This is a genomic window from uncultured Phocaeicola sp., assembly GCF_948499155.1.
Lineage (GTDB): Bacteria > Bacteroidota > Bacteroidia > Bacteroidales > Bacteroidaceae > Phocaeicola > Phocaeicola faecalis.
On the sequence record NZ_CAOOSE010000013.1, the window covers coordinates 1 to 16,275 of the forward strand.

A 16,275-nucleotide genomic window follows, 5' to 3' on the forward strand; every position below is an offset into this window, starting at 1 on the left:
GCAAGACCACCATATATTTTGGGAGGAAATTCCCATCCAAACATTAATACTTTCATACAGGCTCCTCCTTTTAATAATTGTATTTACTTAATAAATATAACACTCGTAAGATTTCTGCCACATTCATAGCGAACGACACGGCACCACGTCCCTTGAAGGGTGGGTTACCGTCAAACAATTCGGGAATGGAACCAATGCAATGAGAAACCATTTCATCTTCATAACCTATCAATTGACGTTCTATGAATCCCAAAGCACTCATCTTATAAATACGGAGATAAGCCTCAAAATAGAAACCTGCCAACCACGGCCATGCAGTTCCCTGATGATAAGCATAATCACGCTGCATCTGCGGACCTACATAGTTGGGATTATAACCGCCACTCTTCGGGCTGAGTGAACGGAGACCTTTCGGTGTCAATAGCTCTTTGGTCACCACATCCAGCACTCCCTTCTTTTGACGGGCGTCCAATGGAGAGTAATCGAAGGCTACGGTAAATATCATATTAGGACGTACACTCCAATCCATCATATTACCATCCACATAGTCAAGCAGATAGCCATATTCATTCAAGAAAGTATCTATAAATGACTTACCGGTCTGCCCTGCCAAAGTCTGTAACGCTTCAGCCAAATTATTGTTTCCCGCTTCACCCACTAATTCACCTACAAAACAAAGGGCATTATACCACAATGCATTTATCTCCACGATATATCCTGTACGTGGAATTACCGGATGTCCGTTGGCTGTGGAATTCATCCAAGTAATAGCTTTTTCTGTTCCATTGGCATAAAGCAAGCCGTTGGAATGGAGGAAAAGATTGGGATGATTTTCCCGACGCAGGTATTCCATTATTTCTTCCAACAGTTTGCCATACTTTTCACGACATTTGTCGCGTGAAACCATTTTAGCATATTGCTGGATACACCACACTGCCCAAAGCAATACGTCAGGGTGTTCCATCTCATATATCTTCAGGTCGCTCGGCTCATCATTTATAAAATCGTGGATAGCTTTACGAGCAGTTTCCATCACGTTCTCAAATTTAGCCACTTCATCAATAGCCAATGTCAGCCCCGGAAGAGCAATAAACATATCGCGGGCACGACATTTAAACCATGGATAACCGGCAAGAATATAGGATTCACCGTTTTGCTTATTGAGGAATTGATGAGCTGCATTTATCAAGCAGTGCTGGAAATTATCACGTGGAGTACGTTCTTCCATTTCTTCTTCAAAAGTCTTCTTCAGAGTTCGTGTGCTCGCCTCCGAAATTCCTCCCGAAAATACCACACTTTCGCCTTTCTTGATATCGACTTCAAAATAGCCCGGAACGTAAAGGTCTTCGTTAAAGTCATATCCTCTTTCCTGTTCTTTCGGATACTCTATGCCGCGATACCAATCGGGTTGGAAATGAAACTCATTCTTTTTATTAAGTTGCATGAAGAGTTCGGGATATCCCGGATACATACACGTCTTTATGCCATTATCCACTTCCTGATAATCACGGCTCGCCTGTGCATTTTCATGCGTATACTGGCGAACACTGCGGAAAGCCAGGAAAGGACGAAGACGAAGAGTTGTGGCAGAATGAGCTTCGACTAATGTATAGCGAATCAGAATTCTATTTTCGTGATGTACAAACAGTTTTTCTTTCTTCAGTACCACACCACCCACACGATACCAGGTCGTAGGTACTTTCTCACACTCAAATTCGCGAATATACTTGTGTCCGCGAGGGCTGTAATTATTGCCCTGATACTTATGAAGCCCCAAATTAAATTCAGCGCCGTGCTGTACTACCGTTTCATCCAAAGACGATAACAATACATGGTTCTCATCATCAATTTCCGGTACCGGAATGACAAGCAGTCCATGATATTTTCTCGTATTGCAATCAACAATGGTTGTACAATGGTAGGCTCCCGAACGGTTTGTGCGAAGAATTTCTTTCGGAAGTGCTTCCTCCAGGTTCGTCATAAGAGTCTTGTCAAATCGTAAGTAACTCATAGTTGTTATATTAAGGTTATAAATTATTCTGTTTTTTGTCTGCAATATATATTTCTATTTCTATGCAATGCTCAAAATTAGTGATTTTATGGATAAAGCAAAATTAAATAGCAAAATATTTTTCTTTTTTTCCCCATTTATCATTAGTATTACAAAGAAACACCTATATATGTGACAAAATGAAACCTTTAATCTTTTCTAGAAAAGACAAAACACTGAGAATTTTACTGTACTGAAATAACCTTAATGAAGATATACTATATAGTAGGAAGTGCTTTCTTCATATTATAACGATAAGCCAGACATGCCAAAATGAAATACACCCCACATTGTATCCACAGAATAATGTATTGCTGACTAATTTCTGCCATACTTGCTCCCATCGAGTTTATTTTCACGAAAGCCAAAGTGCCCGGAGCAGCAGGTATTAAACAGTGTGTCCATTGCCAATACCACGGCATCAATTCCAACGGATAAGAAACTCCCGACAAAAATATCAGCCCGACAGAAAAAAAAGCTATCATCAGCAAAGGTGCATCACTATCGCTAAAGAACACCGAACAGGCTAATGCAAAGAAACTGGTTGCTATAATATAAGGTATCATCAACTGTATGATAAGTGTGGGATGCGCCAAATGAGGCAGTTGAAACACCAACGGCAACAAGCCCAATAGAAATACTGAGAAAAAGGAATAAAACAATACATATACCGAAGTCTTTCCCAAAACAATGGAAGCCATCCGGGAGAATGACAACTCTGCTTTTGGCCTCTCGCTATTGTCTTTCGTACCCAGCGAAGTAAAGAAATGGAAAGCAGTTACGCGGTTATCCCCTTGAAGGGACATGCGGTGCGCAGCTTCTTCCCGTTCTTTGCCACTCAACATGCTGATAACCATCACCAAAGTCTGAAATATCACAACCATCAACACAGCCGGAATCAGGTAAGTGCCATATCCGTCAGTGTAATTATACAACGCTGTACCCACTACATCTATCGAACTCGTTTGGACAATAGGCTGTATATCTTCCTGAGGAAGAAAAACAACCTGATTGGGACGCACCTCATCATTTACCGCCAGCATAGCCCCAGCCGATGCTTCCTGCATAGATGCATAATAAAGAAAAGCCGTAGTGGTGCTATACATCACATAAACAGACTCTTCACCACGCCCCACCCGAGCATCAAAATCTTCGGGTATATAAACAATTCCCACTACCTCTCCCTGCTTCATCATTTCCTTAGCCGCTTGTAAATCTGCATTGTTTGTCATAACTTGGGCTTGCGGAGTGGCATCTAGCAAACGAGAATAATGACGGCTCAAAGGTGTCCGACTCATATCGACCACAGCCACCGGTGCATTGCGTACCACATTGGGGGCATACATATAATTATATAGTAAGCCGTATAGAAAAATGCCACCACTTAATACCATTAAGATAGAATAACGAGTACACATCACACGAAATTCCCGCACGGCAACAGCAAGTATATTATTCAATATCGTCATATTTTCTACTAATTAAAGAACGTTTTAAATGGGGTAACAACAGGAGCGGCAGCAACAAGAAGAGTAACAATGACGCTACATTAGTCCACATATAAGCATATCCGTAATCACCATAGAGCAAAGTCTGTCCTATTTCAACAAAATGGCGGACAGGAAACAGATAGGAAGCATAATAGACCGGTGCAAACATGTGTGGCACCGGAAATGTGACTCCTGAAAGAGTGGCTCCCAACGAACCTACCATCGATACGACGCTGATAATGATACTTAATGCCGGAAATACGGAAAAAAGGAACACAGCCAATGCCTGTGTAGAAAGCACGAACAATGCCGAAGTCAGGTTCAGCGGCCAAAACCCACAATCCATCGGTATATCAAATATACCAAAATAGACATAATTAGCAAAGATGCTCATTGCTATAAAGATTACCGTATAAGGCAAAAGCTTCCCTATAACGGCTACCAATATGCTTCTATCAGCGGTCTGTAACCACTCAGAGGAAGTACCGAATTTCCCTTCACTGCCAATGGCATAAGTGGTGACTAGTAACAATAATACCTGCAGAAATACAAAGAAAAAAGGATGAGTCAGATAAACAGAATAGTCCATATCAGGGTTGAATAACGGATGATTCTGGGTAGTGACTGGCAATAAGAAAGACTTGATTTCTTCCTCGCCCACCCCTAACGCCACTGCATGGGTGACAATAGGAGTAACCGATATATTCTTTAACAAGCTTTGGAAAGCACCGTGTATTTCGCTACCCACACTCAACAACGCATAATGATAATAATAGGTAAGAGCCACTTCTTTACCATCCATGACCTTGGCTTCAAAGCCAACAGGAATACTCAGATACCCATAAATATTTTTCTTTTGCACATCAGCACGCGCCTCTGTCTCATTGGCATAATGTTGGGTGACACGAAAAGTCGGGTCTACTTCAACCATACGAATGATTTGCCGAGAAGTAGCCGTATTATCACCATCCACGACACCAATGGGAAGATTCTCCATTTGTCCGTTACCAAAAATTGTTCCCATAAAGAAGATTGAAAACAACGGAAGTACAATACACGCCACAAAATAAATGCGGCGTGACAACATACGGTCTATTTCTCTCTTTATAACTGCTATTAAATTTCCCATCGAAATAGTCCTCATTTCAATTCATTCAGATTCACAAGTACGGACATCCCCGGCCTTAAGCCGTCCACCGGTTTCAGAGGCAGAGCATGAATCTCAAACGTTTTCATATCATAAGTTCCCGTCTGCTTGGTAGAACGCCAAGTGGCAAAACTACCCAATGGACTGATGTAATATATCTTAAACTCTATATTCTCGGCTTTCAGTGCCGGCACATCTCCCATAAAACTTTCATTCATACGAAAATAATGCATATAATCTTCACGTACATTGAGCACCACATGGCAATCATCCAGCATCACCAGACTCATGATAGGAGTACCTGCCCCCACCAACTCACCACGTTTAGGATAGATAGTAGAAATTTGTCCATTCTCAGGAGCTGTGAGGCGGGCATCCATCAACAAGGCCTGTACCTCATTAACGGTGCCCCGAGCGGCATCCACCAATGAACGCGCACTCTCTTTATCCTCTTTCTGAGCTCCATCCTTCACTAACAAATATTGTTGATGTGCAGCACGTTCGGCTGCCACAGCTGCTTTATACATAGCTTCCACTTCATCTTTACGCTGACTGGTCACCACACTGTCGCGATACAAATTCTGTACACGATTATAAGTCACTTTTGCCAATTGAAGGTCACTTTTCGATTTATTCCAAAGTTCTTCTACCGAACGCACTATTTGCTCACGCGTACCATCATCTATCTTTTTGTTTTGATACTTGGCAATATCTTCCAGTGCATTTACCTGCTGGAATTTTGCCCAAGCCTCGGGACTGTTAATGACCACAAGCGTATCACCCATTTTGACATTCTGCCCTTCCTTCACCAAGAAGGTATCTATACGCCCCGGCAATTTACCGGAAATGCGAATCTCGGTGGCTTCTATCTGTCCTTGCAATATCACAGGTTTATTGCTCATGGCAATAATACCGACAACAGACACGATAACGACCGCTACTAGTACCACCACGAAAGCAACGGCTAATTGTTTCTTTTGCTTTTCCATATTCTAAATTATTCTTTTATTACTGTTGGAGAATCCCCCGGTTCATAAGTAGGAAATATAAAATCCTCTGTCTTTCCTGTACGGCTGTATTGCCAAAAGGCCTCGGGCACCCCGCAGGTAGAAAGCAAGGAAGCCAATGATACATCATATTGATAATATGCCATCAGAAAGGCTATCTGAATTTTAGACAACATTGTTTCGGCGTCTATCACTTCGGTGGAAGTTGCCATACCTTCCTGAAACGATTTTTTACGAATTCTCACCAATTCACGGCTCATTTCAATCGTTGTATTCAAGGCAGCTACATTATCCCGGGCATTCTGAATCTCACTGTATAGTCTATCAATCAGCACCCCCAATTCATCCTGCGCTTTTTCTCTTCCCAAAGCAAGTGTCTGTTTAGTCAACCGAGCCTGACGCACAGTAGCTTCACGATTCAGACCGTCAAATATATTCCATGTAAAGCCCACTCCTATCATTGTGCGAGGCATCAGATTGCGAGGAAGATTATCAGCATACAGAGTTTGCTTACCGAAAAGTGCAATATCAGGGACATAAGCACTCTTACTTATTTTCAGTTGGTTATCTGCCATCGACTCTTGCAATCGGAGCTTATTGACCATGTAGTTGCTGCTACCTATCAAATTCTTGAAGTACAATTCATCCGGCAAGTCATCGTTCATAAAGAGTGGAGAGACAGGGTTAATGGCAGTAATATCTTCCACATTCAAAAGAACTTTCAGAGCATTCTGAGCAACTGTCAAATCTTTGCGGGCAGACTCCAGTTCACGTTTAGCCTCATCCATAGTGACCTGAGAGAAAAGGCGTTCCGCTTTGTTTATCATACCGTTAGCCTCCAACTTCAGAGCATTTTGATAATGCTTTTGAAGGCCGTTATAGGTTTCCTCACGCACTTTCACTACACGTTGTGCCAAGCGAAGAGCGTAATAAGTCTTCACCAACTCTGTCTGAAGAACGGCGCCCGTTTCTTCACGACCAACTTGTGCAAAATCCACCATACGGTTTCCTATTTTAGTGGCAAAGATTCGCTTTCCACCGGTAAAAACAGGCCAGGTGATATTGGCATCAATAGTGGTCAGGTTACGCTGAAGCAATGGAAAGGTAAGTGTATGTGCTCCGATATTGTCTAGAATAGAAGAAATAAACTGATCATCAGGCAGAATGGAGTGAACAAAATCTTTCGCCGGATCTGTAAACTGTTTTAATGGTTCTTTCACTTCTATATTGTTAGACAAATGCACATAAGCCCCAGCTGCATTGAGTGACGGGTACCAAAAAGAGTTTATCTTTTGACGCTCGCTACGAGCTATCCCTACAGCCTTATCAGCCATTTGCAACGTCCGGTTTCCTTTATTCATTAAGGAAACGGATTGTTCCAAAGTTAAAGATACCTCCCCGCTTTGTGCCCACAATCCGGCAGGAAGGAATAAAAGGCATAAAAATATTTTGTAATGATACATATAGGATTTTGTTTCTGTTATGATGTAGTAAACAGAAAACACAAGAGAATGTTTAGAATAGGAAGGAAAGTAAAATTCCCATTACCTATTAAACAATTCGAAGGTAAACTTAAAACCGAAGGTATCGAAACTTCCATTGATGGTACTCACAAATGCACCTACATCAAATATGTGCGTACCTATTCCATAACCCAATTCTATATATGGATTCAAATGGGGCATAAACAATACACCTGCATACAACCGTTCCTGCTGAATCATCCCCAGCCAACGGTTTAACGGCTTTAACAAAATAAACGGTGATTCATAAGTAAGATTACCACGCCAATACTGACGGGATGCATTATACCAACGCCCGTCCAGCAATTGAAAAGTACCTCCGATTTCATCATTCCAACCTTCCGGCAAATTATGACGGGAGAAGTTGGCAAAATCAACAAAGTACACATCTTTCTGCTCCGTAAACATACCGCCGCCTATACGATAACCCAAACTACGGATACCTCCTAATTTCAAGTTTTGCTGAACATCAAATTCCCAACGTTCATGTGAACCGGTGCTGCCGAATACTCCTTTGATGCCACGTTCATAATCTAATGTAAAGGTAGGCATTTTCGAACCTACATTCATCTTACGATGTCCATTCATATAATAATACATTCCGGGCGTCCACTCGATACGCACACGAGGGGCAAAAGTATTATATTCCGAGCGAATACCCCTCAGTGCCAGCCAATCCTCTTCGGGCAACGGCTTCTCTATCTCCAACCTCTTCTTACTTGCCAAATAACGCCAATGGACAGAGACACCTGCCTTGATATACAGACCATTCACCACTTCGATATTATGGAACAAATTCAGATAGACATCTTTAAAATAATCCAGTTCCACTTTATCAAAATTAAACGTACTATCAGGCAGTTGTTTTAATTGATCCAACACCACACTACTATAAATACGGTTACCATTACCCACATTGATTTCAAATCCCGCCTGCTTTTCGGGCCAATACTGAAACTCTGCGTCCGTCTTTACATAGAGTTCCTTACGCGTAAAGTTATAACCAATCTGCGGTACAATCCTTAACAAACGCCCGGTATGCTGGAAGTAACGGTTGTATTTGAACTTCTGTTTATAAGAAAAGCCCCGGCTATGACTGTAACTGAACAACACCGGGTTGATAAGCGGAGAGCAACGAACACTACCAATACCCGCCAGATTAACATTATAGCTACTGATAAGAGCATCACCCAACTGTCCCCAAAACTCTATACTTTTACTCTTTTCCTGCTTGGGGTTATGCAACACCGTATCACGGCGCATAGCAAATTTCTTATATAAGCTGTCCTCATCCACCGACAAAGGCAAGGGACGGAGTTCCTTAAACTTATCTTTGTCTGTTATCAACCGGGCAGAGTCACATGTCAGCCGATAAGACTCCGTTAAATCATGATGATGCTTTTTAGTCGACTTACGTCTGGCTTCACCCTGATTATAATAATGTATCTCATGGTATTTCATCCAGGCATTGCAATTCATCTCCAAATGATTCCCCAAAAACTTGAATATCAGATTCAGGTCAAAACGCACAGGCAGAAACTCTTCATCGCCTTCCTCTCCCATCATGACATTTACCTTAAAATGTATCACATCATATATCCCTTCAATATAAAGTTGTCGGATAGTCCACACCTGATCGCTCACCCACATATATCCACTCACCAACTGAGTCCCTTTAAATTTAGGAATAATAAGAATCTTATATTTCTGGCAATCACTGGGACCGGCTACCGAATCAAGTAAATAAGTATAGTACCGACTAGCCTTCTTATCAAGCGGTGAAAGGAGCTTATCCGACATCAGAGACGAAGAATAAATATTCATATTCAGATACTCCGCTATATCGGCAATCTGTCCCCGGTCACGGGGGAAAGTGGAAGATACGGCTTTAATCTTACGATCATAGATATCGGGAGCCGTATAGTGCATCTCACTTACAGACTCTATCAAGTAATCGTTCACTTTCTTCTCAAACCGGAACATAGAAGGCACATAGCGGATAAGATGATTCCTCTTATGCACCTTCAGTTTTCCTTTTAAATACAAATCGGCTTTATATTCATCAATGATGCGTGAATAGAAAGGAGAAAACTGAAATATATTCTGAAGAATAGAATCGGCTACCACAGGTTTATCGGGCATACGGTTCTTTGACCTTTTGGCAGATACACCCAAAGGAAGAAGCAAGCATAGTATCAGTATCCCAATAATCCGTATATATTTCATTAAGTCTTGTTTTCTTTATCTGAACAGCAAATATACAATAAAAATATTACGACCTTAAGAAAAACAAAAAACTTTAGCTACTTTTGCATCTGAACTATTAACCCTTAAAAAACCATGAAACATTATTCTATTTTAACCCTCTTATTGTTGTGGGTTATTTCTCCCTCATTATCAGCACAAACCCTCTTTCCCACTCCGGCAAACTACCAAAGGAATAAGGGTGAATTTATTATTACGAAGGCCACTAAAACTTACGGAAATCAAATGTATGCCGACAAAATGGCCTCACAAGTCTCTACTAATTTAACACAGTCTAATGAGAATGCCCCAGCGAACGTTATCGCTTTCTTCATAGATCCGCAACTGAAACTGGCAGACGAAGGGTATATCCTGCAAGTGAAAACAGACAGTATCATACTGAAGGCCGCTACTGAAGCCGGGCTTTTTCATGCCAAAGAATCCTTATTGCAACTGTCGCGTTTCGGGAGTGGAAAAGTAAAAAGCTGCATTATCAATGACGCTCCCCGTTATCAGTGGCGGGGGTTCATGCTGGACGAAAGCCGTCACTTTTTTGGCAAAGAGAAAGTGAAGCAATATCTAGACATCATGGCTTCACTCCGTCTGAATGTATTTCATTGGCACCTGACCGATGAACCGGGATGGAGAATTGAAATAAAGAAATATCCCAAACTCACCCAGATAGGTGCTGTCGGTAATTATCATGACCCGAAAGCCCCTGCTACCTTCTATACTCAGGAAGATATAAAAGAAATAGTAGCTTATGCTGCCGAACGACAGATTATGGTAGTTCCCGAATTTGACATGCCGGGACATGCCACTGCCGTATGCCGCGCTTATCCTGAATATTCGGGAGGTGGTGAAGGTCGTTGGCAACATTTCACGTTCCACCCCTGCCGGGAAGGAACTTACCAATTTATCAGTGACGTACTGGATGAAATCGTAAGCTTGTTTCCCTCTCCTTATATACATATAGGTGGTGACGAAGTACACTATGGCAACCAAAGTTGGTTTACCGACCCCGAAATTCAGAATTTCATTAAAGAAAAAGAATTAGTAGACGAAAAAGGACTGGAACACTACTTTCTTCGCCGTGCCGCAGACATTGTAGCTTCAAAGGGAAAAACCATGATCGGTTGGGATGAAATAATCGATGCCGGCATTTCACCCCGCAAAGCGGTAGTAATGTGGTGGAGACATGACCGCCAACACCAACTGGTAAAGGCTTTGGAGAACGGTTACCGGGTAATATTGACACCACGCCGCCCCATGTATGCTGATTTCACCCAGTTCGGGGCCCACAAAGTGGGACGCCAATGGGGAGGATATAACACCATCGAGAATTTATATAACTTCCCCGAGCCTATATCCCATTTGATGAAAGGATACGAAGACCAAGTTATGGGTATGCAAATGTCTTTATGGACAGAAAGAGTAGCCGACTTCAAGCGATTGGATTTTATGGTCTTCCCACGCCTGATAGCTTTGGCAGAAGCAGCCTGGACACCTGAAAAAGCAAAAGAATGCAGCATGTTTATGCAGCGTCTGCCCTACTTCCTGAGATATCTGGATAGTATGGATATCTATTATTTCAACCCCCTAAACCCGACTGAACGCGAAGAACCGGGGGCGCCCGAAAAAGAGGATGTACTACAGAACGGCTAACCTAGTTTCATCATAACTTCTATCATTTTATATATGGGAGTGAATGTGTCAAAACTAAACCAGCCTATCCAATCGTCAGCTGTAGGGGCAGGGTTTGCCTGCCCGAAGACACAAAGTAAACTGTTTTCGGGCGAGCGAACCTCGCCCCTACGAACGAAACGACAGCATTATCCACGTTTTGACACAACCCCATATGCATTCAGTAAACAGCATTTGGAAAAATGGAGCACACCCAAGTTCACCTCCTACTGCAAAACAAATCTCTTAAGTAAACTGAAATTTGATAATCAAGATAGCAAATATTTAATCAAAAAGCAGTAATTTTGCGCCGCAACAACCAGTAAAAGAAAGACAACATGTCAAAAATGAGATTTTTTGCTCTTCAAGAACTTGCCAACCGACGCCCTGTCAAGGTTGACTATCCTTCTGAGAAGTTATCTGATTACTACGGCGACCACGTTTTCGACCGTAAGAAAATGCAGGAATATCTGCCCAGTGAGGCATATAAAGCAGTTATAAACGCAATTGAAAAAGGAACTCCCATCAACCGGGAAATGGCTGATATGATAGCCAACGGTATGAAAAACTGGGCAAAGACTTTCAACGTTACCCATTACACCCATTGGTTCCAACCCCTGACAGACGGAACAGCCGAAAAGCACGACGGTTTTATCGAATTCGGTGACGACGGCGATGTGATAGAACGCTTCTCCGGCAAACTGCTCATCCAGCAAGAACCTGATGCCTCATCTTTCCCTAATGGCGGAATCCGCAACACATTCGAAGCACGCGGCTATACGGCATGGGATGTTTCTTCTCCCGCTTTTATTGTAGACAGCACATTGTGTATCCCCACCATTTTCATCTCCTATACAGGCGAAGCACTTGACTATAAAACACCTTTGCTGAAAGCGCTCGGTGCAGTGGACAAAGCCGCTACCGAAGTTTGCAAAATGTTTGACCCGAACGTGAAACGCGTCTATGCAAATTTAGGTTGGGAACAAGAATATTTTCTGGTAGACACCGTACTATATAATGCACGCCCCGACTTGTGTCTCACCGGCCGCACCCTGATGGGACATTCTTCTGCCAAGGACCAACAGTTGGACGACCACTATTTCGGCTCCATACCTTCCCGTGTCACCAGTTTCATGAAAGAATTGGAATTGGAATGTCACCGTTTGGGCATCCCTGCCAAAACACGTCACAATGAAGTTGCCCCCAACCAGTTCGAACTGGCCCCTATTTTTGAAGATGTCAATCTGGCAAACGACCATAATCAATTGGTTATGGACTTAATGAAACGCATCGCCGCCAAACATAATTTCACTGTCCTACTTCACGAAAAACCATTTAAAGGAGTCAACGGTTCAGGTAAACACAACAACTGGTCACTCTGCACTGATACCGGCATCAACTTATTCTCTCCGGCAAAGACCGCCGAAGGAAATATGTTGTTTCTCACCTTTATCGTTAATGTGCTGATGATGGTATACAAAAACCAGGACTTACTCCGCGCTTCCATTGTAAGTGCCGGTAACAGCCATCGTTTAGGAGCCAATGAAGCTCCCCCTGCCATCCTGTCCATTTTCTTGGGACGCCATTTATCCCACATGTTGGACGAAGTAGTGGCACGCCTGAGCGATGCCAAACTTACTCCCGATGAAAAGAAGGCGATACAGTTAGGTATCAGCCGTATCCCTGCCATTCTGCAGGACAATACCGACCGCAACCGTACCTCTCCCTTTGCTTTCACCGGAAATCGCTTCGAATTCCGTGCCGCAGGTTCTTCTGCCAACTGTGCCGCTTCAATGATTGTCATCAATGCAGCCATGGCTCACCAGTTGAACGAATTCAAGACACAGATAGACAGACTAGTATCCGGCGGAATGGAGCAGGAAGAAGCACTGTACAAGGTATTGAAAGAAACCATCATTGCTTCCCAAAATATCCGTTTTGAAGGCGATGGTTATTCAGAGGACTGGAAAGATGAAGCAGCTCGTCGCGGACTGACCAACATTTGCCATGTGCCCGAAGCCATCATGAAATTCAACGACCCGCAATCACGTTCAGTCTTAATTGGAGAAAAGATATTCAACGAAAACGAGTTAAACTGCCGTATCGAAGTAGAGCTCGAGAAATTTACCAAAAAAGTGCAGATTGAGAGCCGCGTACTGGGTGACCTTGCCATCAATCACATCGTCCCTACTGCAGTAATATATCAAAACAGATTACTAGAAAACCTGCGTGGCCTGAAAGAGATATTCTCTACTGAAGAATATGAAGAAATGACAGCCGACCGCAAAGATTTGGTACGCGAAATCCAACGCCGCATCCTCTCCATCAAAGAAGCCGTGCGTAACATGACCGAAGCTCGAAAGGTAGCCAATCACCTCGGCAGTCAAGTTGAAAAAGCATTCAGCTACGAAGAAAAAGTCCGTCCTTACCTCGAAGAGATTCGTGAACACATTGACAGTTTAGAACTCGAAATAGACGACGAAATCTGGCCATTGCCCAAATATCGCGAATTATTATTCACGAAATAAAGTAAAAGGGAGAGCAATCTCCCTTTTTCCGTTATTTTTCTAAGCTAAATTTCTTCTTTCATTATTTTCTTTCTATATTTGTGCTCTATAACACGGTTTTATAGCACACCTATGGTTAAAAAAGAATTATCAGAAACAGAGATTGCCGAAAGCATACCTGATTTGTGGCAACCTTTAACCCAAGAGCAAAGAGAGTTCTTGGCTCAGAATTTTACGATACAAAAATATAAGAAGAATGAGACCATTTATTGCGAGGGAGAAACTCCCATGCATTTGATGTGCCTCCTCAGTGGTAAGGTAAAAATTTACAAAGAAGGTGTAGGCGGACGCAGCCAAATTATCCGGGTTTTAAAGACAAAAGAATATTTTGCTTACCGCGCTTACTTTGCCGAGGGTAACTTTGTTACGGCAGCATCTGCTTTCGAACCGTGTACCGTCTGTCTGATTCCCATGCCGGCTATCATGAAGTTAGTGAAAGAAAATGCTGAATTGGCATTGTTTTTTATCCGCCAGCTCTCGATTGATTTGGGTATCTCGGACGAAAGAACTGTCAACTTAACCCAGAAACATATCCGTGGCCGTCTGGCCGAATCTCTTCTTTTCTTGAAAGAGACCTATGGATTGGAAGAGGACGAATCTACACTGAGTATCTATCTTTCACGTGAAGACTTGGCTAACTTATCGAATATGACAACTTCGAATGCCATTCGCACACTCTCCAATTTTGCTACTGAAAGATTAATCACAATCGACGGCAGAAAGATTAAAATCATAGATGAAGAAAAGCTGAAGAAGATTAGTAAGATAGGATAAAATTCCCTGCTTCTTCTTTTTAGTATCATTGCACTTTCATCACTGTAAGGAGGAGGGGTGCGGCAGTTGTCTACTACCTTCTGATTTAGGGTGCCCCCTCCTACAGAAACAATCGCTTTCACACAGCCTCCCCATGGACAAGAGCCTTCAATTCCCATTATGTGTGAAAGAATTTACATCTTTACTGACTCACCGACATAATGTTCTCCCTTCCTGTCACCGGATGTTGTCTTCTCCGGTTTTCAACTTCTGCATACGTTTTGAACTCCCTAAGTCGTTTCATTAGCCGGACTAAGCGTTTTCGTCCTTTCGATTATGCCTGTCTGTCAGTCGAGTTACTACAGTCTTCCACCGTAGACTATATAGTCCGTTGCAGTAGACTGTACAGTCCATTACAGTAGACCGTACAGTCCGCTGTCGGAGTCTGTAATAATCTTCCGTTTAAAAGGCCTTGGCTGAGCCTAAGAAACGGCTTACTCTTCCCTTGGTTTATGATATATGTTATAAGGAGAAAAAATAATGATTTAAATCCCCAAGAAAACAGTGTAACTCCATCTTTCCTCAATAGGACCGGGCCGTTACGGAAAGCTCTACAGCCTTTTAAAAGACCGACAGGCCTTTCTTTGAAAAGCTCAAAGTCTTGTTTGAAAAGCCTCAAAACCTTAGGGCACTACTCTGAAAATACACAGGCCTTTCATTACAATACTGCAACAAGAACTTTCAGAATATCCTCATATTAACCGCCCGATGTTTGTGAGACTGCCCCTCTTCTGCACAAAATAAAATCTCTTCCACCAAAAAACAATTTTCTTTTTCGGCTGTTCTTATCATAAAACCAAAACCAAAAAACTATGAGCAAAGGTAAGTTATGGGGAATAATCCTCTTTATATTAATAGTACTGGGATTCGGCATCTGGCTGTACACTAGTTCTAATGTAAAAAAAGATGTGGACAAGGAAGGCATAGAAGTATTAGATGATATGACTATCCCTGCCGTAAACTAAATAATAAACACTAACTTAAACTTTTTCATTATGGCTAAAGAAACAGTGAATATCCTAAAGGATAAAATTGACGTTGTAGAGTTACTGGCTCAATTAAATGCAGCCTTGTCTGAAGAATGGTTGGCTTTCTATCAGTATTGGGTAGGTTCTTTTGTAGTAGAAGGTGCCATGCGCGGTGACGTGCAACGCGAATTCCAAGAACATGCTGCCGAAGAATATAATCATGCAAAACTATTGGCCGACCGTATTATCGAGCTGGAAGGTGTACCTGTGCTCGACCCGAAACAGTGGTTTGACCTGGCACGTTGCAAATACGATGCTCCGGTAGATTTCGGTTCGGAAATCTTATTAAAACAAAATGTCGAATCAGAGCGCTGCGCTATCTACCGCTATCAGCAAATTGCCGAATTCACCAATGGAATTGATTTCACGACTTGCGACATTGCCAAACATATCATGGCCGAAGAAGAAGACCACGAACAAGATTTGCAGGATTACTTGAATGATATTGCCCGCATGAAAGCATATATTTTAAAGAAATAACCACATCTGCCAATGTGCTTCCTTATAATGCAGGAAGAGAAGAAGGGGCTGTGTCAAAACTTCCCTTCTTTCGAAATCGGGGGTGTGTCAAAATATGGATAATACTGTCGTTTAGTTCGTAGGGGCGAGGTTCGCTCGCCCGAAAACCGTTTCTTTGTGTATTCGGGCAGGCAAACCCTGCCCCTACAGCTGACGATTGGATAGGTCATTTTAGTTTTGACACACCTCTTATTTTTTAGTTTA

At 42.4% G+C, this 16,275-nt stretch carries 11 protein-coding genes; 5 read left to right on the top strand and 6 right to left on the bottom strand.

The genetic code is table 11. The features are described from left to right. Positions 1 to 70 precede the first annotated feature (70 nt). From QYT14_RS10675 to QYT14_RS10700, 6 genes are all read right to left on the bottom strand, one after another. Entirely contained in the window at positions 71 to 2,011 is a 1,941-nt protein-coding gene (locus QYT14_RS10675; RefSeq protein WP_237038534.1) for a glycogen debranching enzyme N-terminal domain-containing protein, read from the bottom strand. Between the two features lie 257 nt (positions 2,012 to 2,268). Continuing rightward, positions 2,269 to 3,519, bottom strand: coding sequence for an ABC transporter permease (locus QYT14_RS10680; RefSeq protein WP_288324866.1), 1,251 nt, complete (start codon positions 3,517 to 3,519; stop codon positions 2,269 to 2,271). After that, positions 3,503 to 4,669: an ABC transporter permease gene (locus tag QYT14_RS10685; RefSeq protein WP_288324865.1), complete on the bottom strand. Its 1,167-nt coding sequence runs from the start codon at positions 4,667 to 4,669 to the stop codon at positions 3,503 to 3,505. Before QYT14_RS10685 ends, QYT14_RS10680 begins: the two co-directional genes overlap by 17 nt. A gap of 11 nt (positions 4,670 to 4,680) precedes the next feature. Beyond that, on the bottom strand, positions 4,681 to 5,676 hold the full coding sequence (locus QYT14_RS10690; RefSeq protein ID WP_237038537.1) for an HlyD family efflux transporter periplasmic adaptor subunit: 996 nt from the start codon (positions 5,674 to 5,676) through the stop codon (positions 4,681 to 4,683). Between the two features lie 8 nt (positions 5,677 to 5,684). Then, complete coding sequence (locus QYT14_RS10695) at positions 5,685 to 7,157, bottom strand: TolC family protein (protein WP_288324864.1); 1,473 nt, start codon at positions 7,155 to 7,157, stop codon at positions 5,685 to 5,687. 81 nt (positions 7,158 to 7,238) lie between these two features. Beyond that, positions 7,239 to 9,443, bottom strand: coding sequence for a DUF5686 family protein (locus QYT14_RS10700; protein ID WP_237038539.1), 2,205 nt, complete (start codon positions 9,441 to 9,443; stop codon positions 7,239 to 7,241). 114 nt (positions 9,444 to 9,557) lie between these two features. Between QYT14_RS10700 and QYT14_RS10705 the strand changes: the two genes are divergently transcribed. The 5 genes from QYT14_RS10705 to QYT14_RS10725 all read left to right on the top strand — a co-directional run bounded on the left by QYT14_RS10705 (position 9,558) and on the right by QYT14_RS10725 (position 16,032). Beyond that, on the top strand, positions 9,558 to 11,126 hold the full coding sequence (locus QYT14_RS10705; protein ID WP_288324863.1) for a beta-N-acetylhexosaminidase: 1,569 nt from the start codon (positions 9,558 to 9,560) through the stop codon (positions 11,124 to 11,126). Positions 11,127 to 11,482: 356 nt separating this feature from the next. Further along, positions 11,483 to 13,672 (top strand): glutamine synthetase III, encoded by a 2,190-nt coding sequence (locus QYT14_RS10710; protein ID WP_288324862.1) that lies wholly within the window; start codon positions 11,483 to 11,485, stop codon positions 13,670 to 13,672. Between the two features lie 111 nt (positions 13,673 to 13,783). After that, positions 13,784 to 14,485 carry a Crp/Fnr family transcriptional regulator gene (locus tag QYT14_RS10715; RefSeq protein WP_237038542.1) on the top strand — a complete coding sequence of 234 codons (702 nt, stop codon included), beginning with the start codon at positions 13,784 to 13,786 and terminating at the stop codon, positions 14,483 to 14,485. Between the two features lie 851 nt (positions 14,486 to 15,336). After that, positions 15,337 to 15,489 carry a CcoQ/FixQ family Cbb3-type cytochrome c oxidase assembly chaperone gene (locus QYT14_RS10720; protein ID WP_288324861.1) on the top strand — a complete coding sequence of 51 codons (153 nt, stop codon included), beginning with the start codon at positions 15,337 to 15,339 and terminating at the stop codon, positions 15,487 to 15,489. A 30-nt stretch (positions 15,490 to 15,519) separates the two neighbouring features. Then, entirely contained in the window at positions 15,520 to 16,032 is a 513-nt protein-coding gene (locus QYT14_RS10725) for a ferritin-like domain-containing protein (protein ID WP_288324860.1), read from the top strand. Positions 16,033 to 16,275: the final 243 nt, after the last annotated feature.

What these genes read in the sequence shown, in the direction of transcription:
- QYT14_RS10675 (WP_237038534.1), bottom strand. Translation starts at nt 2,011, where the DNA reads ATGAGTTACTTACGATTTGACAAGACTCTTATGACGAACCTGGAGGAA.
- QYT14_RS10680 (WP_288324866.1), bottom strand. Translation starts at nt 3,519, where the DNA reads ATGACGATATTGAATAATATACTTGCTGTTGCCGTGCGGGAATTTCGT.
- QYT14_RS10685 (WP_288324865.1), bottom strand. Translation starts at nt 4,669, where the DNA reads ATGGGAAATTTAATAGCAGTTATAAAGAGAGAAATAGACCGTATGTTG.
- QYT14_RS10690 (WP_237038537.1), bottom strand. Translation starts at nt 5,676, where the DNA reads ATGGAAAAGCAAAAGAAACAATTAGCCGTTGCTTTCGTGGTGGTACTA.
- QYT14_RS10695 (WP_288324864.1), bottom strand. Translation starts at nt 7,157, where the DNA reads ATGTATCATTACAAAATATTTTTATGCCTTTTATTCCTTCCTGCCGGA.
- QYT14_RS10700 (WP_237038539.1), bottom strand. Translation starts at nt 9,443, where the DNA reads ATGAAATATATACGGATTATTGGGATACTGATACTATGCTTGCTTCTT.
- QYT14_RS10705 (WP_288324863.1), top strand. Translation starts at nt 9,558, where the DNA reads ATGAAACATTATTCTATTTTAACCCTCTTATTGTTGTGGGTTATTTCT.
- QYT14_RS10710 (WP_288324862.1), top strand. Translation starts at nt 11,483, where the DNA reads ATGTCAAAAATGAGATTTTTTGCTCTTCAAGAACTTGCCAACCGACGC.
- QYT14_RS10715 (WP_237038542.1), top strand. Translation starts at nt 13,784, where the DNA reads ATGGTTAAAAAAGAATTATCAGAAACAGAGATTGCCGAAAGCATACCT.
- QYT14_RS10720 (WP_288324861.1), top strand. Translation starts at nt 15,337, where the DNA reads ATGAGCAAAGGTAAGTTATGGGGAATAATCCTCTTTATATTAATAGTA.
- QYT14_RS10725 (WP_288324860.1), top strand. Translation starts at nt 15,520, where the DNA reads ATGGCTAAAGAAACAGTGAATATCCTAAAGGATAAAATTGACGTTGTA.